Source organism: Maricaulis sp. (assembly GCF_017642925.1).
GTDB lineage: Bacteria > Pseudomonadota > Alphaproteobacteria > Caulobacterales > Maricaulaceae > Maricaulis.
In genome coordinates this window covers 1-24447 of the sequence record NZ_JAEPOL010000009.1, presented here as the reverse complement: position 1 = coordinate 24447, position 24447 = coordinate 1, and the positions used below count along the sequence as shown (strand labels likewise).

Annotated in this window: 18 protein-coding genes; 8 read left to right on the top strand and 10 right to left on the bottom strand. The window is 64.1% G+C overall.

Going from position 1 to position 24447, the window contains the following annotated elements; genetic code table 11:
- Positions 1 to 63: 63 nt before the first annotated feature.
- Positions 64 to 1437: a M28 family metallopeptidase gene (locus tag JJ918_RS08740; RefSeq protein WP_291885937.1), complete on the top strand. Its 1374-nt coding sequence runs from the start codon at positions 64 to 66 to the stop codon at positions 1435 to 1437.
- 82 nt (positions 1438 to 1519) lie between these two features.
- On the opposite strand, the gene JJ918_RS08735 is transcribed toward JJ918_RS08740, so the two are convergent.
- The 4 genes from JJ918_RS08735 to JJ918_RS08720 all read right to left on the bottom strand — a co-directional run bounded on the left by JJ918_RS08735 (position 1520) and on the right by JJ918_RS08720 (position 4891).
- Positions 1520 to 1831, bottom strand: a complete 312-nt coding sequence (locus tag JJ918_RS08735; protein WP_291885934.1) for a hypothetical protein — start codon at positions 1829 to 1831, stop codon at positions 1520 to 1522.
- Between the two features lie 130 nt (positions 1832 to 1961).
- A complete protein-coding gene (locus tag JJ918_RS08730; protein WP_291885931.1) occupies positions 1962 to 3092 on the bottom strand; it encodes an SO2930 family diheme c-type cytochrome in 1131 nt (376 codons plus the stop codon).
- A 7-nt stretch (positions 3093 to 3099) separates the two neighbouring features.
- A complete protein-coding gene (locus JJ918_RS08725; RefSeq protein WP_291885929.1) occupies positions 3100 to 4338 on the bottom strand; it encodes a parallel beta-helix domain-containing protein in 1239 nt (412 codons plus the stop codon).
- 88 nt (positions 4339 to 4426) lie between these two features.
- Positions 4427 to 4891 (bottom strand): helix-turn-helix domain-containing protein, encoded by a 465-nt coding sequence (locus JJ918_RS08720; RefSeq protein ID WP_291885926.1) that lies wholly within the window; start codon positions 4889 to 4891, stop codon positions 4427 to 4429.
- 335 nt (positions 4892 to 5226) lie between these two features.
- Between JJ918_RS08720 and JJ918_RS08715 the strand changes: the two genes are divergently transcribed.
- From JJ918_RS08715 to JJ918_RS08700, 4 genes are all read left to right on the top strand, one after another.
- A complete protein-coding gene (locus JJ918_RS08715; RefSeq protein WP_291885923.1) occupies positions 5227 to 6102 on the top strand; it encodes a bile acid:sodium symporter family protein in 876 nt (291 codons plus the stop codon).
- Positions 6103 to 6126: 24 nt separating this feature from the next.
- Complete coding sequence (locus JJ918_RS08710) at positions 6127 to 7899, top strand: amidohydrolase family protein (RefSeq protein WP_291885921.1); 1773 nt, start codon at positions 6127 to 6129, stop codon at positions 7897 to 7899.
- Positions 7900 to 7997: 98 nt separating this feature from the next.
- Positions 7998 to 9722: a serine hydrolase gene (locus tag JJ918_RS08705; RefSeq protein WP_291885920.1), complete on the top strand. Its 1725-nt coding sequence runs from the start codon at positions 7998 to 8000 to the stop codon at positions 9720 to 9722.
- Between the two features lie 89 nt (positions 9723 to 9811).
- Positions 9812 to 10885 carry a CNNM domain-containing protein gene (locus JJ918_RS08700; protein ID WP_291885917.1) on the top strand — a complete coding sequence of 358 codons (1074 nt, stop codon included), beginning with the start codon at positions 9812 to 9814 and terminating at the stop codon, positions 10883 to 10885.
- Here JJ918_RS08700 and JJ918_RS08695 read toward each other — a convergent pair.
- The 6 genes from JJ918_RS08695 to JJ918_RS08670 all read right to left on the bottom strand — a co-directional run bounded on the left by JJ918_RS08695 (position 10882) and on the right by JJ918_RS08670 (position 19256).
- Positions 10882 to 11661, bottom strand: a complete 780-nt coding sequence (locus JJ918_RS08695) for an isocitrate lyase/phosphoenolpyruvate mutase family protein (protein ID WP_291885915.1) — start codon at positions 11659 to 11661, stop codon at positions 10882 to 10884. The two genes, JJ918_RS08700 and JJ918_RS08695, sit on opposite strands and share 4 nt — an antisense overlap.
- Before the next feature lie 87 nt (positions 11662 to 11748).
- Positions 11749 to 13905 carry a beta-propeller domain-containing protein gene (locus tag JJ918_RS08690; RefSeq protein ID WP_291885912.1) on the bottom strand — a complete coding sequence of 719 codons (2157 nt, stop codon included), beginning with the start codon at positions 13903 to 13905 and terminating at the stop codon, positions 11749 to 11751.
- A gap of 34 nt (positions 13906 to 13939) precedes the next feature.
- A complete protein-coding gene (locus JJ918_RS08685; RefSeq protein ID WP_271185476.1) occupies positions 13940 to 14698 on the bottom strand; it encodes an SDR family NAD(P)-dependent oxidoreductase in 759 nt (252 codons plus the stop codon).
- A gap of 232 nt (positions 14699 to 14930) precedes the next feature.
- On the bottom strand, positions 14931 to 16352 hold the full coding sequence (locus JJ918_RS08680) for a coniferyl aldehyde dehydrogenase (protein ID WP_291885906.1): 1422 nt from the start codon (positions 16350 to 16352) through the stop codon (positions 14931 to 14933).
- 32 nt (positions 16353 to 16384) lie between these two features.
- A complete protein-coding gene (locus tag JJ918_RS08675) occupies positions 16385 to 17989 on the bottom strand; it encodes a GMC family oxidoreductase (protein WP_291885904.1) in 1605 nt (534 codons plus the stop codon).
- Positions 17982 to 19256 carry a serine hydrolase gene (locus JJ918_RS08670; RefSeq protein WP_291885901.1) on the bottom strand — a complete coding sequence of 425 codons (1275 nt, stop codon included), beginning with the start codon at positions 19254 to 19256 and terminating at the stop codon, positions 17982 to 17984. The genes JJ918_RS08675 and JJ918_RS08670 overlap by 8 nt, the downstream gene beginning before the upstream one ends.
- A 251-nt stretch (positions 19257 to 19507) precedes the next feature.
- Between JJ918_RS08670 and JJ918_RS08665 the strand changes: the two genes are divergently transcribed.
- From JJ918_RS08665 to JJ918_RS08655, 3 genes are all read left to right on the top strand, one after another.
- Complete coding sequence (locus tag JJ918_RS08665) at positions 19508 to 22207, top strand: TonB-dependent receptor (RefSeq protein WP_291885898.1); 2700 nt, start codon at positions 19508 to 19510, stop codon at positions 22205 to 22207.
- 281 nt (positions 22208 to 22488) lie between these two features.
- Positions 22489 to 22905 carry a hypothetical protein gene (locus JJ918_RS08660; RefSeq protein ID WP_291885896.1) on the top strand — a complete coding sequence of 139 codons (417 nt, stop codon included), beginning with the start codon at positions 22489 to 22491 and terminating at the stop codon, positions 22903 to 22905.
- 3 nt (positions 22906 to 22908) lie between these two features.
- A complete protein-coding gene (locus JJ918_RS08655; protein ID WP_291885894.1) occupies positions 22909 to 23850 on the top strand; it encodes a sterol desaturase family protein in 942 nt (313 codons plus the stop codon).
- Positions 23851 to 24447: the final 597 nt, after the last annotated feature.

The window sequence follows — 24447 nt, the reverse complement described above, 5'->3', positions numbered from 1 at the left end:
AGTTCGCTTGACCCGCGCGGCATCGCCGCCACACTGATGGCAAGACGAATTGGGGAGTCTCTCATGCGTAATCTGACGACCGCTGCTGCTGCGGCGGCGCTCCTGTCCATGCCGGTCCTGGCCCAGGAGCACGCGCCGCCGGCTGAAGTCCTCGCCGTCCACGATTATGTTGCGGCGGTCTCTGCCGACCGGATCGGGCAGGATATCCAGACGCTGGTGGATTTCGGCACGCGCCACACCCTGTCTGAAACCGAAAGCGACACGCGCGGTATCGGTGCCGCCCGCCGCTGGATCCATGACGAGTTCGAGCGCATCTCGGCCGAGTGCGGCGGCTGCCTCGAGGTGATGTATGTCTCCGACACGATTTCCGGCGAGCGGCGCATTCCCGAACCGACCGAGGTCGTCTCCGTGATCGCCATCCAGCGCGGCACGCTGGATCCGGACCGTTTCGTGATGATGTCCGGCGATATCGACAGCCGGGTCTCCGATCCGCTGGACGGGACATCCGACAGCCCCGGTGCCAATGACAATGCGTCCGGCATGGCCGGTGTCATCGAGGCGGCGCGCGTCCTGTCACAGCACGAGTTTGCCGGTTCGATCATCTATGCGGGCCTGTCCGGTGAAGAGCAGGGCCTGTTCGGCGGGCAGATCGTTGCGGCCCATGCGCTGGAGCAGGGCTGGCGCATCAAGGGTGTGCTGAACAATGACATGATCTCCAACATCGCCGGGATCAACGGCGTGATCGACAATACGACGGCGCGGGTCTTCTCCGAAGGGACGCGTTATGTGGAGACCGAGGAAGAGGCGCGACAGCGCCGCTTTACCGGTGGCGAGGTCGACAGCCCGTCACGCAATCTGGCGCGTTTCGTCGATCGCACGGCCGACCAGTACATCCCCAATCTCGACGTGATGATGGTCTACCGGCTCGACCGGTTCGGCCGCGGCGGGCATCACCGCCCCTTCAACGAGGCGGGCATGCCCGGCGTGCGGATCATGGAGACGAACGAGCACTATGACCGCCAGCACCAGGATCTGCGCACCGAGGACGGTCGCGTCTATGGCGATACGATGGATGGTGTGGATGCGGGTCATGCTGCCAAGCTGACCGCGCTGAACGTCGCGGTGATGGCCCAGATGGCCGGCGCGCCGCCTTTTCCGGCGAATGTCGAGATCGAGGGAGCTGTGCAGCCCTCGACGACGCTGCGCTGGGATATGGCAGAGGGTGAGGCCGCCGGAAACCTGGCCGGCTATCGCGTCCATTGGCGCCTGACCGACCAGCCGCAATGGCAATGGAGCCGGTTTGTCGGCCGGGTGGGCGAGTACACGCTCGAGAACGTCGTGATCGACAATTATTATTTCGGCGTCAGCGCTGTTGCGACGGATGGTTCGGAAACCCCGGTCGTCTTCCCGGGGCCGGCCGGGAGCTTCGGCGAGTAGCGCGCCGTCGCGACCGGGATTTGAGCAAAAAGAAGGGGCGCCCGGCTGGAGCGCCCCTTCTGCTTTCCGGTGCCGCGCGAGCCTATTCGCGTGCGACGATGGTGTAGGTCACCGTTTCGCCGGTCGCGGCATTCTCGCCTTCCCAGCTGGCGCCGAGTTCGAGATTTTCCTGGATCGGCGCACAGCCGTGTTCGCCGGTCGAACGCTCGACGCACACTTCATTGCCGCGGATCTCCCAGGTGCCTTCGATACCGATATTGGACGTGTAGGTGCCGTCGGCATTGAAATAGGTGATGTAGCTGCCCTGGGCGGTCGACACCTGAAGCGCGTTCTCGACCAGCATGTCGGCCGGTGCGGCTTGCAGGGCAAGGGCGGCGATGGTTGTCAGAAGCATGGATGATCTCCCCGTTGATGGCGCGCCTTGCTGGATTGTCCGGCTATCGTGACGCGCCAGCCGGGACGTTAACCTTGTGGCTCGCCTCTCTCAATATGCCGGTTCGCGAAATTCGCGTGACAGGCGAAGATCAGCCGCGCGCCTGGCAATCCGCGTCCAGTTCCGAAATCCATTGCCGGATCAGGGCAATGCCTTCTTCGTGCCGGATTGCGCGCCCCAGTTCGGGCATCATCGCGCCGGGGTCATTCGTCTCCATTCGATAGAGAAGTATGGATTCCTCCGGCTCGCCTGGCATGATCCCGAAGCGCCGTCCGCCCGTGCCGCCGCCTGCCGCGATCGGCAGTTTGCACAGACCCAGATTGGGGCCGGTGGGGGCGTCGTGCTGCAGGTGCAGGCCCGACGTGTCGGCGGGACCGGACGGGTTGTGACAATGCGCGCAATTGATGTCGAGATAGTCGCGTGCGCGCGCATCCAGCGGAGCGGTGGTGTCGAGATAGTTGACCGCGCGCGGTGTCGTCTCCGCCCCCGGCCAGTCGCCCAGATAACCGGCCGCGTGGAGGCGTTCCAGCTGGTTCTGTGTACCGCCGGCATAGGCATAGTCGCGATTGATGTGGCGCGGCGCGGGGCCGATCGGCTGGATCTGCCGCGTCGTATTGTTCACCGCGTGACAGCCGGCACACTGATTGGCGTTCGGTACCGCGTAGGCAAAGTCCTGCTCGCGGCCGTCTGCATCGCTGGCCGTCAGGCGGATGATCTCGCCCGCCCGGCGCAGCTCGGCATCGGTCTGGTCGGCATTCCACACATAGGGCAGGGCAACCCAGCCGCTTTCGCGATGAACGAGAATGCGCGTCTCCACCAGGCGTATCCCGGCAAGATCAAGACCGTCCGGCCGCCATCCGGGCGCGGTTTCCAGCGTGCTGCGAACCTCTTCCGGCGTACCGGTCCGCGGATAGTAGAAGGTCTTGGTGATGACGGTGCCGACCGGAAAGTCCAGCACGTCGTTCTCGCGATAGGTCGCGCTGACGCCCTCGGGCATCCAGACCGTGCGCTGCTTGTGGGCGTAGTCGGAAAACAGCGGCGTGTTGAGATCATAGGGCACGACCCCGTCACTCAGGACAAGCGAGCGCCCGTCCGACGCCATCATGCCCCATTCGCTCAAAAGGGCCGGATTGCCCGTCTCGATGAATTGCGGCGTGGCGGCCTCCCGTCTGCCGCAGGCGGCGGTCAGGAGGGCCAGGGCCAGTACACTGAAACGCAGCATGGAGCGCCTATTCGGCCAGCGCCAGTTCGACCGCCGGCAGGGGCGGCAGGGAACAGCGGTGATTGTCGGTCACGACAGCCGGGTTTTCATACCCGTTCGGACCGTCGGCATTGACGATTTCCGCCTCACCATTGTCCAGACAAATACGGCGGTCGTCGGGCATCGTACCATCGACCATCTTGTCCGCATCGTAATAGCCGTCCCACAGAACGTCCGGCAGGCGTCCCAGCGGTCCGGCGACCAGGATTTTCAGGCCCTGCAGATCCAGCCCGTCGGGATTGTCGCCACCGCCGGAGAAGGTGTTGCCGTGGATGTGGATGCCTTCGGGATAGGGATCGAAATCCTGCTGGACGGCATAATCCGAATACCCCGTCGAATGCAGCGACGACACGATGATGTTGGCCGTGCGGTTGTCGGCGATCGTGTTGTTGAAGATCTCCACCTCGTCATTGGAATTGATGACGATGCCGGACCCGGCCGGGATCGAGGCGACCGGCGTGCCTTCATGGCCGAAATTGCCGGTATTGTTGGCGAAGACGTGATTGTCGTAGACGCGCGTTCGATAACCCGGCTGCGGCAGGTTGGGCATGTTGAAGACGAGAATGCCGCCGGTGTTTTCCGTGGCGACATTGTCGTAGACGTCCGCACCGATCGTATTCTCGATCTCGATACCGGCGACATTCCGCTCGGCGCGATTGCGGCGCACCACGACATTGCGCGACTGGCCGACATAGATGCCGGCATCGGCGGCGCCGATGGCGATGGAGTCCTCGACCAGGACATTCGTGGTCTGTACCGGATAGATACCGTAGGCGCCGTTGCGCGTGTCCGGACCATTGGTCCATTCCACCCGCAGGCCGCGGATGACGATGTTCTCGCCCTCATTCACCTTCAGCCCGTCGCCCACCGTGTCCTCGATGGCGAGGTTCTCGATGGTGAAGTCGCTGGCCGTCACGAGGAGGCCTTCAGCGCCCTGGGACTGGTTCTGGAAGGACAGGATGGTGCGGTCGGCGCCCTGGCCCCGGATGGTGACACCGTCGACCGTCAGGCTGAGCGAGCGGTCAAAGGCGAACACGCCCTCGGGGATCTCGATCACATCGCCGGGCTGCGCATCGATCAGCTGTTCGATCAGCTGGTTCTGGTAATCGCGGTCAGCGGTCGTGATATCGCGTTCCGGCTGGCCGCCACAGGCAGTCAGCGTCAACGCTGCAGCGCCGGCAATCGCGGCAAAAGCGAGTCGATTCATGTCTTGTGTCCCCTCCCTGACATGACGGCAGTTTTGCCGTCAGACTAGGAGTGAACAATGTTCATGTCGATTCAAAAACCGGAGGGGATTATCCCGCTTCGCGCATCTTGCCGGACTTGTCACGGGTGGCGACATCGCGATGGGTGACTTCCTCGCCGCGATGATTGGCAACCTGGATCGGAGCCAGCGGATCGCCGGTGCGCGTATCGTACATCTCGACGGGGGCGTCCGCTTCGCCGTAGATCCACTTGTCGCCCCACTGCTGCATCGCCATGAGGATCGGGAAAAGCGCCTCGCCGCGCTCGGTCAGCACGTATTCCTGCCGCTGCCCGCGCACGCCGACTTCCTCGCGCACCATGATGCCGTTCTCGACCAGCTTGTTCAGCCGGTCGGTGAGGATGTTCTTGGCGATGCCGGTGCTTTCATGGAAATCGCTGAAGCGTCGCGCACCCTTCATCGCGTCGCGGACAATCAGCAGTGTCCACCAGTCGCCCACCTGATTCAGGGTTTGCGCAATTGCGCACGACATCTCGTCGAAACGTTTCCGGCCCATTTCCGGTCCCCCAAACTCCGGACCGCTGCCCAAAGCGGTCCTCCCAAAACGCAAAAATCGGAATGGCGACTCCTGTTCTGGAGACTCATTCCCGCCCGAAAACACGGCCGCCGGTTGCGTTCCCGGCTGGATTCGCGCCGTGTTTGGCGGCGGAGAATACAGATTTGGTGGAGTTTTGCGACCCTTTGCAGGCCAATGACAATTGGTCGCAACTCGCCTAGGCTGGCTCGGTAAACACTGTTCAAAGTCTAAATTATTGTTTTTACGGGGAAATCGTGACCGGCGCAGAAATAGATTCTTTTCGGGTCATAGTTGATGACCAAACGCGGCTGGCGATGGCCTTTATCCTCATGGGGATGATGTTCACCGTCGCGCTGGCGTTGAACATCGAGGATTTCCGCGCCGTACGGCAGCAGCCTGTACGCGTGATCGGCGGGGTTATCGTCCAGATCCTCGGCCTGCCGCTTCTCACCCTCGGCCTCGTGCTGATTCTGGCGCCGCCGGCCAGTATCGCGCTGGGCATGTTCGTCGTGGCGGCATGTCCGGGCGGCAATGTCTCCAACCTGCTGACCCATTTCGCGCGGGGCAACACCGCCTATTCGGTCTCGCTGACGACCATTTCCAGCGTCTCGGCTGCCCTGGCGACGCCGGTGTCGATCCTGTTCTGGTCGTCGGTCTACGGGCCCACCGCACAGCTGGTGCAGCAGCTCGAGATCTCGCCCATGCCCTTCGTGACCCAGACCGTGACCCTGCTGGCCGTGCCGCTGGCGGCCGGCATGCTGGTGGCGGCGCGCTGGCCTCGGATTGCCGCCCGTATCCGCGCTGTCCTGATGCCGCTATCGCTGGCCGGGATCGGCGTTCTGATCGTCGTCGGCGTGGTGCAGAACTGGACGATCATCCTCGCCATCGGGGCAATCATCATTCCCATCGCCCTGATCCACAACGCGTCGGCCTTCGGTCTCGGTGCGCTGAGCGGCCGGTTGCTGCGTCTGGACGCGCCCAGCCGGCGCTCCCTGACCTTCGAGGTCGGGATCCAGAATTCCGGTCTCGGCCTGATCATCCTGCTCAGCCAGTTTGACGGGCTGGGCGGCGCGGCCGCGATCACTGGCATGTGGAGCATCTGGCACCTCATTGCCGGTACCGGTCTGATCGGCTTGTACCGCGGCCTCGATTGGCTGAAAATCGCGCGGGAGACGAAAACGGCCCCGTAAGAGGGCGAAACCGGGAGGTCTGACATGTATGATCTGAAGATCACGGGCGGCATGATCCATGATGGCTCGGGGGGCGAGGGGCGTGTTGCCGACATCGCCGTCAAGGACGGGCGCATCGCCGCCATCGGCACCGATCTGGGCGAAGCGAAGCGGACGCTGGATGCCAGCGGCCGGATCGTCACGCCGGGCTTTATCGATATCCACACCCATTATGACGGCCAGGCCAGCTGGGACGAGGAGCTGCGTCCCTCCATCGATCATGGCGTGACGACCGCGGTGATGGGTAATTGCGGCGTCGGCTTTGCCCCGGTGCGCGAAGCCGATCACGACAAGCTGATCAAGCTGATGGAAGGCGTCGAGGATATCCCCGGCACGGCGCTCTACGAGGGGCTGACCTGGGACTGGGAGAGCTTCCCGGAATACATGGACGCGCTGGCGAAGATGCCGCGCACCATCGATATTGCCGCCATGGTACCGCACGATCCGCTGCGGGTTTATGTCATGGGCGACCGCGCGGTGTTCTCCGAACCGGCCAATGATGACGACATCGCCGCCATGCGCCGGCTTACCCGCGAGGCGCTCGAAGCCGGTGCGATCGGCTTCGCGACGGGCCGCTCCGACGTGCACAAGACGGCCGACGGCGACTGGACGCCGTCCTCGGAGTCCACGCGTGACGAGCTGACCGGCATTGCCCGGGCCTTCGAGGGGCTTGATTTCGGTGTCGTGCAGGCGGTGTCCGATTTCAATCTCGAACGCGGCGAGCAGGATTTCGACGAGGAGTGGGATATCATCGCCGACTATGCCAAGGCATCGGGCCGGCCGTTTTCCTTCTCTCTCATGCAGCGCGATTTCGCGCCGGATCAGTGGAAGAAGCTGATCGGGCTGACCGAGAAGCTGAAGGGTGAGGGCGTGGATGCCCGCATGCAGGTGGCACCGCGTGCGATCGGCGTTTTCCTCGGCTTCAACTGCACCTTCCATCCCTTCATGGGCTATCCCAGCTACAAGACCATCGCGCACCTGCCGCTGGACCAGCGCGTCGCGAAGATGAAGGAGCCCGCCTTCAAGGCGCAGATCCTGTCGGAAAAGACCGACAAGCTGTCCGGGCCGGGCTCGTCCGTGCCACCGCTCGCCGATCTCCTGATGGAGCATATCGCGATGGTGGCCGAGAAATTCTTCCAGCTCGGCGATCCGCCGGACTACGAGCAGCCGCCGGAGCGCTCGCTCGCCGCGCGGGCCCGCGAAAAGGGCGTGCCGCTGATGGAGATGGTCTATGACACGCTGCTTGAGCGCGACGGCCAGGAACTGATCTACCTGCCGCTCTACAATTACACCGAGCTCAACTACGACAATGTGCTCGAGATGATGGAGCATCCCCAGGCGCTTTACGGCCTGTCCGACGGCGGCGCCCATGTCGGCACGGTGTGTGACGCGTCCATGCCGACCTACATGCTCACCCACTGGACGCGCGACCGCACACGCGGACGGCGTCTCACCCTGGAGAAGGTCGTGCGCATGCTGACCGGTGCCCAGGCCGACTATCTGGGCATGACCGATCGCGGCTATCTACGCGCGGGACTGAAGGCCGATATCAACATAATCGACCTCGACAATCTCCAGTCCGAACCGCCGCACATGGAGAAGGATCTGCCGGCCGGCGGTCAGCGCCTGTTGCAGGGCGCGCGCGGTTATGACGCGACGATCGTGTCCGGCGAGATCGTGATGGAGAAGGGCCGGCTCACCGGTGCGCGTCCCGGCACGCTCTACCGCGCCGGACAAACCGCCATCGCGGCAGAGTAGGATCGATCTCCTCGGATGTGAGCGAAATGTAATCCGCTGGTTTGCATCCGGGGGGCTTTTCTTCCGCATCGTGGTCGCGATGCCGGAGGGAGGGATCCATGATTACCGATATTGCAGGCGTGCTGCTGGGGGCAGCACTCGCGACCGCCACCCCACTTGACGATTTTCTCGATGCGATGGCGGAGGGCGGCCAGTTCGAAGGTGTGGTCAGGGTCGAGACTGCCAGCGCGCCGGTTTTCGAACGGGCCTTCGGCTATGCCGATGTGGAGGAAAGCAGGGCCAACACGCCGGACACCCGGTTTCACATCGCCTCGATCACCAAGACCTTCACCGCAACACTGGTCCTTCACGCGGCTGAAACCGGCGACCTGTCGCTGGACGACCCGCTTGTGCAATGGGTGCCGGAGCTGGATGCGGCGTCCTATGGCGATGTGACGCTGCGCCACCTGCTCGAACACACGGGCGGACTGATGCGCGATCATACCGAGGCACTCGGGGCCGGCGAGGACGGTCCGGAAGCCATGGTGCAGGCGCTCAATGCGGTGGGGCCGCAAACCCCGCCCGGCGCGCGCTACACCTATTCCAACACCGGCTACGCCCTGCTCGCACTGGTTCTCGAACGGGCGACGGGCCATACCTATTCCGCGCTTCTGGAAAACTGGATCGTGGTTCCGGCCGGTCTCGAGGCAACGACCTATGGCGTGCCCGAAAACCCCGCACTGATCGCGACAGGGGTCGACATGCCGGACCTTGTGACGCGCGTCCCGGTCGACGTGACAGACTTCCGCGGCGGCCTGCCCGGTGCCAGCGGCATTTTCACGACGGCCCATGATCTGGTGCGCTTCGGGCGTGCGCTGGAAGCCGGTGACCTGATCTCGCCCGCCAGCCTGGAGATCATGCTGGCGGGGATCCCGGCGGAAGGGTCCGACGGCGATGATGCCATGGGCTGGATGCGGGTCGGTCTGGGCGAGGACGCCATGGCCTGGGTCGCATCTGGCGCTTCAGATGGCTATCTCTCCGTGCTGATGATCGATAATCGCCCGGACGATCTGGTCGCTGCAGCCGTACAGAACAATTCCAGCGCCGGCCGTTCCGGCTCGCTCGCCCTGCTGCGCGGGCTGATCTATACGCGCATGCTCGACCGTCCCGGCGATGCGGCTGTGCCACCGTCACCGCTGGCGGAAGCATTCGCTGTTCTTGAGGACGAGGGTGTCGAGGCGGCCAGCGCTTATCTCGACACGCTGGACTGGAGCGATATGCCGGTCGCAAGTGCCGCGGCATCCCAAGCCCTGGGCGCACCCGATGGCGGGGTCGGCGAAACCGCCTATGCGTGGGCACCTGCAACGGCGGATGCCGGCGAAGAATGGCTTGAACTCGGCTTCGAGCCTCTGGCCGATGCACGCTATCTCGACATCCACTTCACCCAGATCCCCGACGCGTTGCAACAGGTCCGGATCGCGCCCGGCGACATTGTTCTCAATGCGCGCGGCGCGCAGCGGCGGACTTCGGATGACGGTGCGCCGGTCGTGCGTTTTGTGCTTCCGGAGGGCGTCCGGCCCGACACGGTGCGGGTGGAGCTGGAGACGGAGCAGACACCTGGCTGGCCGCAGATCGATGCGGCTGGTCTGGTTGACGCTGGTGGCGCTACGCACTGGGCGGTCGCGGCCGAGGCCAGCACCAGCGCTTTCATGAGCGGCGCGGTGTCGATGCACGACCTGCCGACACCGGACATTCTGGCCAAGCTGGCCCGGCGTCTGGACGAGAATGGTGAAGCCGTACGAGCGCGCAATGTTCGCGCCCTGCGCGAGCTGCGGATGCGGTAGGCCGGCCTTGCGGTAAGGCTCGGCATGGATCGCGAAACAGGCTAGACCGGTCGCGTATCCATGCTGCAGCTGCCCATGACGGCCCATAAATGACGCTTCTCCTGGCCTATCTGGCCCTCGCGCTTGTCGTGTCCTTCCTGTGTTCGATCTCCGAGGCCGTTCTGCTGTCGGTCCGGCCGGCGCATGTCGAGGCTTTGCGGCGCAAGAAACATCCCGCCAGCGAGGCCCTGCAGACCCTGCAGGCCAATCTCGACCGGCCGCTGGCCGCCATTCTGACGCTGAATACCGTTGCCCACACGGTCGGCGCCGCCGGTGTCGGTGCCCAGGCGATCGTGGTGTTCGGTAATGAATTCGTCGGCCTGACCTCGGCGATCCTGACGCTGTTGATCCTCGTCCTGTCGGAGATCATCCCCAAGACGCTGGGCGCTGTGCACTGGCAATCTCTGGCGCCGTCCGTCGGCCGGATGGTGCTCTGGCTGACCCGGCTGATGACGCCCTTTGTCTGGTTCTCCGAAAAGCTGACCGGCGTGATCGCGCGGTCCGGTGAAAGCGCCTTCACCTTCTCGCGCGACGAGATGCGCGCCATGGCCGAGATCGGCGCCCGCGAAGGCGTGCTCGACGACAAGGAGCTGGCGGTTGTCTCCAACCTGATGCGCCTGCACCGGCTCAAAGTGGAGGACATCATGACGCCGGCCTCGGTGATGGTCTCGGTCAATGGCAATGAGACAGTGCGCGCCTTCTTCGAGGCGCACGCCCAGACGCCGTTCTCGCGGCTGCCTGTGTTCGACGGCGCCGCGCATCATGTCAGCGGCTATGTCCTCAAGTCCGACCTGCTCCTGGCGCAGGCGCGCGACGAATTCGACCGGAACATTGCCGAGTTCAGCCGCGAGATCATCACCCTGCGCGACGATATCAGCGCCTCCGCCGCCTTCGATCGGCTGACCCGGTCGAAAGGGCATCTGGCTGTCGTGGTCGACGAGTTCGGCACGCTGCGCGGCCTGGTGACCATGGAAGACGTGGTCGAGACGCTGCTGGGCCTGGAAATCACCGACGAGGCCGACACGGTCGAGGACATGCAGATCCTCGCCCGCCAGCGCTGGCGCGACCGGATGACCGCCATGGGCCTCGACCCCGACTCGATGCCGGATGGCGGGCCGGGCTAGGCCGGGACCGGTGTTCCGATTGCTTCGGCTGCCGCCGTCTTGAGGGCGTCCATCATCGCCAGATAGGGGAAGGGGCCGTGACTGATGCGGGCCACGCCCAGGGCCGCGAGGCGTTCACGATCCGGCATGCCGGGCATCATCATCGCATTCACGGGCAGGGGCGATGCGGTGTAGATCTGCCCGATCAGGTCTTCCCGGGCCAGCCCCGGTACGAAGAACCCGCTCGCCCCGGCCTCGGCATAGGCCGCGGCGCGGGTCCCGGCTTCACCGATCAGGGCCGCCTGACGGTCCGCATCGCGTTCCTTCAGGAAGAGATCGGTCCGCGCATTGATGAAGAGCGGGATGCCGGCCTCGTCGGCGGCCTTGCGGATCGCGCGGATCCGGCCGGCCTGGACCTCGACGGGATGGATACCGTCGCCGCCGACAATCTGGTCCTCGAAATTGATGCCCACCGCGCCGGTCGCGATCAGGCGGGCCGTGTTGGCGGCCAGCGCGTCGGGCGCTTCGGCATAGCCGCCCTCGAAGTCGACGGTCACCGGCAGTTCGCTCGTCTCGACAATGCGCCGGGCGGTGGCCAGAAGGGCGTCGAGCGGCAGGGTCTGGGCATCCTTGTAGCCCTGGGCCGCGGCGGTGGACGCACTGCCGGTTGCCAACGCCTTGGCCCCGGCCTTTGCCACAGCCGCCGCCGAGCCGGCGTCCCAGATATTGTACAGCACCAGCGGCGTGCCCTTCACATGCAGCGCGGCAAAGCGGCGGGCGAGATCTCCCTGCGTCATGCGACAATCCTCCTCGAAATCGCAAGTTCCGGGTGGACATGTAGGAAACCGCAAAGCCCGCCGCTCGCGGAAAACGGACGCGAACGGTCAGTTCAATGCGGAGGACTCCGGGACCGGCAGACTGCCGTCCGGTTGTTGAACGTCCTGTGGAGCCGTCAGGTCGAGCCGTGCAACGGGTTTCAGCTGGTCCCCGAACAGACGGCCTTCAATGATGTCGGAACCGGACAGCGCAAAAATGCGGTCACCGGTGAAGATCGGGCGTGAATTGCCGTACCAGTCGACGCAGGAGACCTCACACACATACGCCTCGGCTTCGCCATCCCCCGACAGCTCGCCGAGCTGCGTGAACGCGCCATCGGTATTGAGTGCGAGGAAAGAGATGTCGGACTGCGTGCTGCGGAACCACCAGCGAAAGCGCGGAGGTACAATCGCAGTTGGCAATCCCAGCAGCGCGCTCCCGTCGGGCCGGACCGTTGCGTTGAATGCGTGTGAGCGCCCCTCGGTTTCGAACCGGTTGGCAAGCAGGATGGTGTCCGAGATGCGCGGCGTTTCAGCGAGTTCCAGCCTCGATAGATGGGTGCCTTCGGTGTGGACATAACCGGTCGCAATCAGGCCATCGCCGAGAACCTCCAGCCGCAACAGGCTGTGTGTCAGATCGAGCGTCATGACCGAGTCGGGCTCATCAAGGGGCAGGATGGCCAGGCGACCGGTCTTGAGGGGCAGGGAATCCTCGTGCGGAACATAGCTGTATCCGCCCCGCGACCAGCCATAGACGAGATGATCCGCTGTGAACCGGTTCTCCAGCCCGAACGGTGAGGGTATACCGGGCAGGCGCATATAGTCGCGCGGGGAGAGATGGCCCAAACGCTGGCCGAACCGGTGTTCGGGCATGTCGACGAATGCAAGGAAAGTCCGGGCATTCGGGTCGGCCCAGGCCTGCAAGCAGTGTGGATCTCGCCATGAGACAAGGGCCCGGAACCGGTCGCCGGCGCTGTCGAGCGCGAACTGGTCATTGGGCATGCCGGCGGCAGCCGCCACTTCCAGCCTTCCGGAGGCCAGCTCCATTCGGTACACGGCAGCGGGCAATACGTCCCGCGCGTCCGGGCTGTCCTTGGCTGCACACCGCTCGACCGCGGCTATGAATTGCTCGGGGTCGGTTTCGTCAAACCCCGGTGCCGACCAGAGATAGGCGTGTGCGGGCGAGACGTAGAACTCTGACTCTTCGCCGCCGATGAAGGCCGCGGTGTCACAATCCAGAAATGGCGCCCCCGCCGGGGCGTTGATCCGGCAGGAAGAAATCGTGTGCAGCACCGGCTGCAGTACGCTTTGCACAGGACGAAAGATATCCCGTGCGCCGAACATTTGCCGGATGGCCGATTGTTGGCGCTCCGGGGCGCTCTCCCAGCGGCGCATGACCGGCCATGGCTGATCCTCGGAGAAGTCGAGGTCGGCGATGTACAGCGGAACGTGGACTACAAGACGGCCATTGACGAGGCGTGTCGCATAATTGTCGACGTCGTAATAATCGTTCGATGAAATCTGGAATGCGTCCAGCCGGACGAAGCGGCCCTGCGCATCGAGATCGAGCAGGGTGATTTCGCTCGCATTGTCTTCATAGGAATAGCCCGTGACGATGATGCGATTGCCGCTGACGAGCATCTCGTCATACCAGATGTCGCGGTCGGGGTCGGTATAGACGTCGATCCGGTCGGCGAACGCGATCGGCATCCCGGCATTGCCGCGCAGGTCGACCGAAAACAGGCGGCCATCCTGCAAAACGACGAGGTGATCGCCGATCTGTTTGACGGTGTCGCCTTCGTCGACACCGGCCTCCTGACTATTGGTGATGACGGGATTGGGTGCCGCGATGCGCGAACCCGTAACAACGATCAGGTCCGCCTCGCACACTTCGTCCGGATCGCACGGTGCCGCGTCAGGCGCGAATTTCTGCTTGCTGCCATCCGGCAGATCCTCGGCCCACCAAACACCGCGGCGCTCGGCCTCGCGGCGCAAGGTGCGCAGATATCGGCGAAAGTCGCGTTCGCCCTCGAACCGGGTGAGGGTCTCGGAACGCAGGGCATCAAGACGCCGGTCTTCATAGGCATAGCGGCCAGCCTGGCTCCAGGCTGAAGAAGAAGCCAGCAGGAAAGCTGTAGCGATAGTGAGTGCCATCCACTGACGTTTCATCGCGCGCACCTCAGACCCTGAAGGTTCAACCTTGGATGACAGGGGGCGGCAGGACAACGCTTTTGTGAGCGTGCCGGGTATTGGCGCCGGCCTATCTCACATAGCTCGCGCCGTTGATGTCGATGCAGCTGCCGGTGGCGCTGCGGCAGGCGCCGGAGGCGAGGAAGGCGCACATGGCGGCGATTTCCTCGGGCTGGGCGAGATCGCCGATCGGGATCTCGGCCTTGGCGCGGGCCCGGTCGGCTTCGTGCTGCGGGCCCATGCGCGTGTCGATCCAGCCGGGGGCGAGGGCATAGGCATAGATGCCGTTGGCGCCCCATTGGCGGGCAATGGTTTTGGTAAGCGCGAGAACCGCACCTTTGGAAGCCGCATAGGCCATGTGATTGCGGTCTTCGCCGCGATAGCCTGCCCGGCTGGCGATATTGATGATGGATCCGCCGCCGCTGGCGGCCATTTCGGGAATGGCGGCGCGGCAGATATCCGCCATCGCCATCAGATTGACCTGCAGGGTCAGCGCCCAGACCGCTTCCCATTCCGCGTCGCTGGCGTCCAGCGGGCTGGCAGGGTGAATGCCGGCATTGTTGACGATGATGTCGAGCCGGCCCGAGGCGAGGTGCAGCGCGGCATCATAGAGTTCGCGTCCGCCGCCGGGACGCGACAGGTCGGCCTGGACAGCCCCGAGCGCGGCCGGTCCGATGTCCTGAACCGCCTTGTCGGCATCGGCCATATTGGCATTGCCGTGCAGCACGACTTCGGCGCCCTGGGCGGCAAACAGATGGGCGGCCGCAAGGCCGACGCCATGACTGGAGCCGGTGACAAGTGCGCGTTTTCCGGTGAGGGGAAGAGACATGGGCGGGCATCCTGCTGCGTGTGATTCCCGGGCAATTTACACCGGCCAGGGGTTGGCTGTCCGGTGTCGAAGTGCGTACGGGGTGCGCGGTAACCCATTCTCCCGAGGGGAGAAGGTGCCCGAAGGGCGGATGAGGGGGGAACCCCGGGGCCGGCGCTTCGATCACCAAAGACGGTGTCTTCCCCCTCTCCCTCGATCCCTCTCCCGGGGGAGAGGGAGGCCGTGGCTTGCACTACTTCATCTGCCGCTTGGCCACAGTCTCGAACATCTTGCCGTAGGGCGGGGCGAGGAGGCGGGAGGGGTGCCATTTGCCGGTCGAGAAGACCGAGCGTTCATGGGTGAAGGTGAGGAAGCCCGCTTCGCCATGATAGGCCCCCTGGCCCGAAGCGCCGACGCCGCCGAAGGGCAGGTCGGGCACAGACAGGTGCAGGAGATTGATATTGACGGCAGCACCGCCCGACATGGTCTCGTCGAGCACGCGCTGGGCCAGCGTCTTGTCGGTCGAGTAGACATAAAGCGCCAGCGGGTGGTCGCGGTCGCCGACAAAATCGATCGCCGCATCGAGCTCGCTATAGCCGACCATCGGCAGGACGGGCCCGAAAATCTCCTCGGTCATCACCGCGGCATCGACCGGCGGGTTGATCACCACGGTGGGCGGGATCTTGCGCGCAGCCTGTGCGGCCTGGGCGTCATGCTCCGGTTGCAGGATTTCGGCCCCGCCCTTGCGGGCTTCCTCGATCATCGCGTTGAGACGATCATAGTGCCGGTCCGAGACAATGGCCGTGTAGGCATCATCGCTCGAAGCATCGGGAAACTGGTGCGCGGCGACATTGATGATCGCTTCGCCCAGGTTGCGCTCCGATCCTTTCGGAGCCAGCACATAGTCCGGGGCCACACAGGTCTGCCCGGCATTGAACAGCTTGCCCCAGGCAATGGACTTGGCAGCAGCGTCCTGCGGATAGTCCGGTGTGACGATGGCCGGCGACTTGCCGCCCAGTTCCAGCGTCACGGGAACGAGGTTCTCGGCGGCGGCCTTGGCGACCAGACGGCCGACCTGGGTCGAGCCGGTGTAGAAGAGATGGTCGAATTTCAGCTTGGTGAAAGCCTCGCCCACTGCCGGGCCGCCGGTGATCACGGCGACATGGTCTTCCTCGAAAGCATCGGCCAGCAGGCGTTTCATCAGCTCGGCCGTGGCGGGCGTGTATTCGGACGGTTTGATCATCGCCCGGCAGCCCGCACCCAGTGCCGCCACGAGCGGGGCCATGGCCAGCTGGAAGGGATAGTTCCAGGGTGAGACGATGCCGGCGACGCCCTTGGGCTCGCGGCGGATTTCCGCCTTGCCCGGCAACAGCGTCATCGGCACGCCGACCTTGCGGGTCTTCGCCCATTTGGCGAGATGCTTTTTCGTGTGCTCGGCGTCCTGGATGACAAAGGCAATCTCGGCCAGCACGCTTTCCTCGCGCGCCCGGTTGCCGAAATCCTTCGAGATCGCCTCGGCGATCGCGTCGGGATTGTTGCGGCACAGATTGGCGATCCGCTCGAGGTCGGCCTTGCGCTTGTCGAGCGGCCGGTGCCGCTCCCCTCGAAAGGCCGTCTTCTGAGCTTCGAGGATCGCTTTCATGCGTTCGATCTGCTTGGCTTCGGCTTCGCTCATGTCAGCCTCCTTCGGCCGGTCGGTCAGTGTTGTCAGGCATTGTCTTCGGCGATCATCGCCGCGGCCCGGGTTGCGATCATGATGGTCGGCGCATTGGTATTGCCGCCGACAAGGCGGGGCATGACCGAAGCATCCACCACGCGCAGACCGTCGACGCCCTTCACGCGGCAGCGGCTGTCGGTCACGGCCAGATCGCCCGATCCCATCGCGCAGGTGGAAGTCGGGTGGTAGAGCGTCTCGGCCCGCGCACGCACATCGTCGCGCAAATCCGACATCGTGGCCACATGGGCTCCAGGATAGCGCTCGGCCTTGCGGTCATGGTCGAAGGCCGGCGCGTTGAGAATGTCGCGGACCTTGGCCAGCCCGTCCGTCATCACATCGAGATCCCATTCCTCCTCCAGATAATTGGGCTGGATGGCCGGATGGTCGTGGGGATCGGTCGATTTCAGCGTGATCTCGCCGCGGCTCTTGGGATAGAGCTGGCAGACATGCAGGGTGATGCCGTGGCCGCTGGTCTTCTCCATGCCGTGCGGGTTGGAGATGGCCGGGATGAAGACCAGTTGCAGGTCCGGCAGCTCGCCGGCATAGGCCGACTTGATGAAAGCCCCGCCCTGGACCGGGTTCACCGTGAATGGTCCGTCGCCGCGCAGCGCCCAGCGCAGCACCATGTACATGTGCTGGGGCAGGGAGCGCAGGGAATTGCCGATCGAGGTCGCGGACTTTGTCCAGACCTGTGCCGTCACATCGAGATGGTCCTGCAAATTCTTACCGACACCGGGCAGGTCGTGCTCGACCGAGACGCCCGCCTCGCGCAGCTCGTTGGCGGGACCGATGCCGGACAGGAGCAGGGTCTGGGGCGAGTTGATCGCGCCGCCGGACAGGATCACTTCCTTGCGCGCCGTGATGACAGTGGTCTCTCCGTCCAGATCGACTTCCACGCCGGTGGCGCGGCCGTTTTCCAGCACGACCCGCCGCACCATGGCGCCGGTGCGCACCGAGCAGTTCTCGCGCTCCAGCGCCGGACGCAGGAAGGCGTCGGCGGCGGAACAGCGCTTGCCGTTCTTCTGGGTGACCTGATAGGGACCGAACCCCTCCTGCGCCGGGCCGTTGAAGTCGGCATTGCGCTTGTATTGCAGCTGGTCGGCAGCCTTGAGGAAATCCTCGGTCAGCGGGTTGAGCGGGGCAATGTCCGACACCCAGAGCGGGCCGCCCGTACCATGCAGCTCGCTTTCGCCGCGGGTCTGGTGCTGCACCTCCCTGAAGGCGGGCAGGGCGTTCTTCCAGCCCCAGCCCTCGGCGCCATAGACCTGTTCCCACTCGTCGTAATTCTCCTTGGCGCCGCGCATGTAGTGCATGGCGTTGATCGAGGAGGAGCCGCCCAGCGTCTTGCCGCGCGGCCAGAGGAGTTTGCGGTCGTTGAGATGCTTCTGCGGCTCGGTCCAGTAGCCCCAGTTGAACTGCTCGCCGGTCACCGCGTATTGCAGCAGCATCGGCGTGCGGATGATCGGGCTGTTGTCGCTGCCGCCGGCCTCGAGCACGAGGACGCTGACACCGGGATCTCGCGACAGGCGTTCGGCGACCGTGCAGCCGGCCGAACCGGCGCCGCAGACGACATAGTCGAATTCCAGATCACTCATCGCCCGGCACCCCGGTCTCGGAAGCGTCTTCTTCTTCCGGTGCTTCCGGCAGGGCCGGCTGGTCGCCGTAGTGGGCGGCAAGGGCCCGCATCGCGGCAAGCGATTCAGCTGTGCGGCCGCCCCATTCCGTATCGGCGGCGGTGCGGGCGATCACGATATTGCGGCGCTCATCGACCCAGACATACTGGCCGTAGACACCGGCCATGAAGTATTCGCCGTCATAGCCCTCCGGTACCCAGAAGTGCAGGCCATAGCCGCGTTGGGCATAGACCGCGTCCGGACCGGGTTCCTGGAAATCGGCGTTCGGCCGCGTGGCCTGTTCCACCCAGCCTTCGGGCACAAGGCGCTCACCGTTCCAGACCCCGTCCTGCAGGTAGAACTGGCCGAAGCGCGCATAGTCCTCGAGCGTCGCGTTGAGGCAGCAATAGCCGATCGCCATGCCGCGCTCGCCGGGCACATTCTGGTTCCAGTAGGCCTCGCCGGTCATGCCGATCGGGCCCCAGATCTCCGCCTCGACGATATCGGCCAGCGGGGCGTTCCAGACGCCGCGCGCGACGGCCGAGAGCACCTGGGTGTTGGCCGAGACATAGTGGAGGTCTTCACCGGCCGGACGGTCACGCTCGACTTCGGCGACCATGGCGTCGATATCGCGGCCGAAGATGTTGGCGCCGAAGAACAGGCGGCGGATATCGGAATCCGGGGCGCCGTAATCCTCTTCGAAATCCACACCGGCCGACATCATCAGCAGGTGACGCAGCGTGGTCTGGCCATAATCCGTGCCGCCATATTGGGGGGCGAACATTTCGGCGGTCTGGTCGAGATTGGCGATACGGCCCTGATGGATCGCCATCGCGATCAGCGTGGCGACATAGCTCTTGCCGACCGACCAGGAGGTGTGACGGCTCTCCGGCGTCGAACCCATGAGGTATTGCTCGTGCACCACGGCGCCATTGTGCAGCACCATCAGACCGGTTGCGCGCGAGTCGGCGAGCCAGTCATCGACCGTCCGTTCGGCCCCGTTGAAGGTGTAGGCGACATTCGCCTGATCGGTTTCCCGCGGCAGCGGCGTTGCCGATTCGGACGGCTCTATCGTGCGATAGGGGAAAACCTCGTCCATGTGGCGAAACGTGTCCGGAAGATGCTCCGGCTGCGTCGCAGCCTGGATTTCGGCCGGCGAGTATTCGGACCAGGGCCGGAAAAACCAGCCAGCGGCGGCGAGGGCCAAAACGCCAACTATAGCGACCAACCCAATGATAAGTTTTTTCATTTGTCTCCCCAGTGACAGCCTTATGAACGCTGTTCACTCGGCAGCCTAAGCACAGTTGAGCGGCTTGAAAAGAGGTCGCGGAAAGGCTGTGTTTGAAAACGCCGGTGAGGATTACGTGCATCAATTCCGACAAGAATTTTGTGCAAATCCGAGAAACCGGCTGACAGCCGCCATGAGCGGTGTTCATATAACAAATGTGAAACGCGGATCGGTTGGCACATACAAACCGCGTGAAGAGGGGAGTTAATTCCATGAAAAAGCTGAACAAGGCGGCCGTTCTGGGCACGACCGCCATTCTGTCGGGCCTGATCGGTGCGTCCGGCGCACTGGCGCAGGTCGACGTCATCACCGTGACGGCACAAAAGCGCGAGCAGACGCTGCAGGAAGCGCCCGTCTCGGTTGCGGCCGTTACCGGCGAGCAGATCGAGCAGTCGCAGATCCGCGACGCGGCTGACCTGCAGACCCTGGTTCCGTCCCTGCGCGTGGCGGAGTTCGCCACGTCCACCAACACCGAATTCAACCTGCGCGGCATCGGTACGTCGAGCTTCAACCCCGGTCTGGAACCGTCGGTCGGTGTCTTCATCGACGGCGTCTATCGTCCGCGTTCCGGTTCGGCGATCAACGACCTGATCTCGATCGAACGTGTCGAGGTTATCCGCGGCCCGCAGTCCACCCTGTTCGGCCGCAACACGCCGGCCGGTGTGGTGTCGATCATCACCCAGCAGCCGGAATACGAGTTCGGCTATGTGGGCGAGCTGACGATCGGCAACAACAACACGCACATTGCGCGCGCCTCCGTCACCGGTCCGATCAACAGCACGATGGCGCTGCGCCTCGATGGCTCCATGCACCAGAGCGACGGCTATATCGACGTCGTTGACGGTCGCGATGCCAATAACCGTTCGCGCCACACCTTCCGCGGCCAGCTGCTGTGGAATCCGGGCGACAATACCGAGGTCCGCATCATTGCCGACTATGGCGGGATCGACGAGAATTGCTGTGCGGCCCCGTTCGCCTTCTACGACCCGATCGACCAGGCCGCGCTTGTCGGTCTCGGCGGTACGGCGGTTCCGGCCGATCCGGAAGGCGGCGACCGGATCGCGATCGACGGCGACCTGAACACCCAGCTGTCGACCAGTGGTATCTCGGCCGAGGTCAATCACGACTTCGAAGCCTTCACCTTCACCTCGATCACGGCGGTTCGCCGCTATGATGAAGACCAGCTGTTCGACGCCGACTTCTCGGATCTCGACCTGGTGAGCCTGCGTCATATCGAGAACCGTTATGACAGCTTCACCCAGGAGTTCCGGGTCACCTCGACCGGCGACAACTTCATGGACTGGATGGGCGGCGCTTTCTACTACAACAACCGCCTCCACTTCTCGAACTCCACGCCGTACGGCGCTGATGCCCGGAACTTCTTCGATGCGGCGTCTGCCGCCGATCCGACGGCCCAGCAGCTGATTTCGGCCTTCGGTCTGCCGCCGGGGTCTGGCGGTGTCGATCTGCTGGAATTCTTCCTGAACATGAACCAGGCAGCCGGTGTGGGGAATTTTGTCCCGCTCGCATCCGGCAATGCGGCTCTGCCGACGACGCCGGCTGAAGGCTTCATCGCGACGTCGCACGGCCTCATCCTGGAAGACTACCAGTATGACACGGAAGCCTGGTCGGTGTTCGGCCAGCTTGATTTCCACCTGACCGATCGCTTCACGCTGACGCTGGGCGGCCGCTACTCGGACGAGAGCAAGGAGATGGTGACCACCATCGACCAGCCCGATCCGATGTCGGCTTTCTCCTTCGTCGATCTGGCGCGCGATCTGCGCCTGGTCACGCCGACGACATGCGATCCGACGCTCTTCCCGATCATCGGCGGCGATGCGTGTGCCTATCTCGTGCCGGCGCTGTTGGCCCAGGCCGGTGTGCCGATCGACCCGACCCAGCCGCTGAGCGAAGCTCAGGCGCGCATGGCGGCGCTCAATCCGCTGCTGGGATTCTCGGCTTTCCAGAACTTCGAGCCGGTCAGCGCGGCGGATTTCCCGACCTCGCGTACCGACACGAACTTCTCGGGCAATATCATCCTGTCCTATGACGTGTCCGACACGCTGAACCTCTATGGTAGCTATGCCACCGGCTTCAAGCCGGGCGGGTTCAACGTCTCGACGAATGCGGCCTTCACCGGCGTGTTCGAGTTCGAGGAAGAGATCTCGCGCTCCTTCGAGATCGGCGCCAAGGGCTCGCTGTTCGACAACCGCATGGTTTATGCGATCGCCTATTTCAACCAGGAGATCGAGGACTTCCAGACGAACAACTTCGTCGGCAATGGCTTTGCGCTTGAAAACGCCGGTTCGATCGAAGTGTCGGGTATCGAATTCGAGGGCCAGTGGTCCCCGGTCGACAACCTGCTCTTCACGGGTGGTTTCACCTATCTGATCGACAGCAAGTACGGCGATTACGAGTTCGCGCCGTGCCCGGACACCTATGTTGACGGTTCCGGCGTGTGGGATGCCGGCGATCCGGACTTCGCCCTGTGCGAACCGGGCAATGAGCGGACCAATGATGCCGGTGTCACCGCGCTGTTCAACGATCTGACGGGCCGCGATCGTGGCAATTCGGAACTGGTCGGCTCGCTCACCGCGACCCTGACCACGCCGCTGAACAATGGCTGGGAAATCGACTGGCGCGGCGAGATGACCTACGTCTCTGAGTTCCAGCACACGACGTCGCAGGATCCGCGTCCGTTCGCGACCCAGGATGCGTTCACGCTGTACAACGCCTCGGTCACGATCGGGTCGGACAGCGACAGCTGGGCGGTGCAGTTCTGGGGCCGCAACATCTTCGACGAGGATTACACCAAGGGTGGCTTCCCGTCGGTGGGTTATCTGGGCGCCAGCTACAACGCCTATCCCGGTGATCCGCAGACCTATGGTGTGACGCTCCGCATCCGCGGCTAGTGAACAGGGTCTTTCCTCCCCGCGTCAGCGGGGAGGGGGACCGCGCCGGAGGCGTGGTGGAGGGGCCGCCGGAGCGAAGCGCAGGCGGAAGAAGGTCAGCGACAGATTCGACCGCCCTCCCGGCGCAGTGCGCCGGGCCCCTTCGACCCGCAGCTTCACTGCGGCCCACTTCCCCACGATGTGGGGAAGAAAGGTGGCGGCTAGTGAACATCGTTCAAAAATGACTTTGACGGCGGGCGAAGGCTGGTTAGCCTTCGCCCGTTGTTGTTTCGGAGAGCGTGATGCTGCTCATCGTTCTGGCCGGTTCCGTTCTCGGTATTACCGCCATGGTGGTGCTGAATATGTGGCTCGGCCTGTCCGAGCCCGCCCGGCTCCGCGATCTGGAAGATGCGGTGGCCCGGCTCGATACCGATTCCGTGGGATATGAGGCCGGCGAGGGCGGACTGGTGACGCCTGACGGTCTCAGTGCGCTCATACCGTCCCGCGACGGGCGCACCATCGGCCTGCTGGTCGCGCGCGGCAGCGATTTCGTCATTCGCTATCTCGGCCCGGGCAGTGTGCGCGCTGCTGAAACCGGTGCAGACGGCTCCCTGCTGCTGCGTCTCAACGATTTTGCCTTCGCGCCGGCCCGGCTGAGTTTCAGTTCGGCCGATGAGGCGCAATCCTGGGCCGACAGGCTCAACGCACTGAAGGGGTAAGCCATGGACGTGCCGGCTTTTGTGGAAAACTTCGATCCGATCTGGATCGCCATCCCGCTCTTCGTGATCGCGGTTTTCGCCGAGATGCTGTTTGCGCGAGCGACAGGCCGTGCCCGGTTCGAGGCGCGTGACAGTGCGGCCAGTCTTGTGATGGGGCTGGGAAACACTGTGTCGGCCGTGCTGTTCGGTACCGTGCTGGCGATCTGGTCCATGTTCGTCTACGAGCACCGGCTTTTCGATATCGGTTTTGCCTGGTGGGCCTGGATCCTGGCCTTCGTGCTGGACGACTTCGTCTATTACTGGTCGCACCGTTTTGCCCACACCGTGCGCTGGTTCTGGGCCGACCATGTGGTTCACCACTCCTCCCAGCACTACAATCTGACAACCGCGCTGCGCCAGCCCTGGCTCAACCCGCTGACGCTGAAATTCCTCTGGCTGGGCTCGGCGCTCATCCTGCTGGGCTTCCATCCGGCGATGATTGCCTTCGTCGGCTCGCTCAACCTGATCTACCAGTTCTGGATCCACACCGAGGCGATCAAGAAATGCCCGGCCTGGTTCGAGGCGGTGATGAACACGCCCTCGCACCATCGGGTCCACCACGCCACCAATCCGGTCTATCTCGACCGGAATTATGCCGGTGTCTTTATCGTCTGGGACAAGATGTTCGGCACATTCCAGCCCGAGCTGGAGAATGAGACATGCCGCTATGGCATCGTGAAAAACCTGGGCACCTACAACCCGCTGAAGATCAGCCTGCATGAATGGTGGGGCATTATCGACGACATGCGCCACGCCCGCTCGCTACGCGATGCCGCCCTGTATCTCCTCGCCCCGCCGGGCTGGTCGCCCGACGGTTCGCGCGCGACATCGAAACAGTTGCTGGCGAAATGGCAGGCCCGCCAGACCAGCCAGGCCGACCAGCCGCCCGCTGAGGCTGCGGAGTAGGGGGGCGCAAACCTCAACCCCCACCCTAAACACTCCCATTTTTCCCGGCTGAAAGCCCGGCGAAGGCCGGGCGGAGCGCCGGGATCTACGGGAAGCGCATCGCTTGAGACGACTTTCGGTCGGTCCCGGATCTGCGGCCTGCCTGCGCAGGCCTTCGTACGGGAAAAATAAGGCGGTTGGAAGAGAGAGTGAGAGTGCCGCAACAAGCACCGTCACCCTGACACCCGCTTTCGCGGGCGCTGGCTTCAGTCAGGGCCCAGTTCATAGAGCTGGGTGGTCGCGAATGCGCACTTATCCCGCACATCGCCGACATTCGATCTGAGCCCGCCTGGCAAAAATCTCCCTTTACCATCTGGGTCCTGACCTTCGTCAGGATGACGGAGTGTGGGGCCGGGGCCGCAAACTTATCCCCGCCCGCTCAACTGCGCGTATGCTCGTCAGCGGTTTCCGGGATGGGAGGCATGAGCTCAGTCCCTTGTGCCCGGGAGCGTGCGGAGCTCGTCCGCTCCTGGTGGGTGACAGCATCAGTCTCCGGCGTGGCCATCTGCGGGGACACCGGCACATAGCTCGACCGGCCCGTGCCTGCAGTTTTCGAGA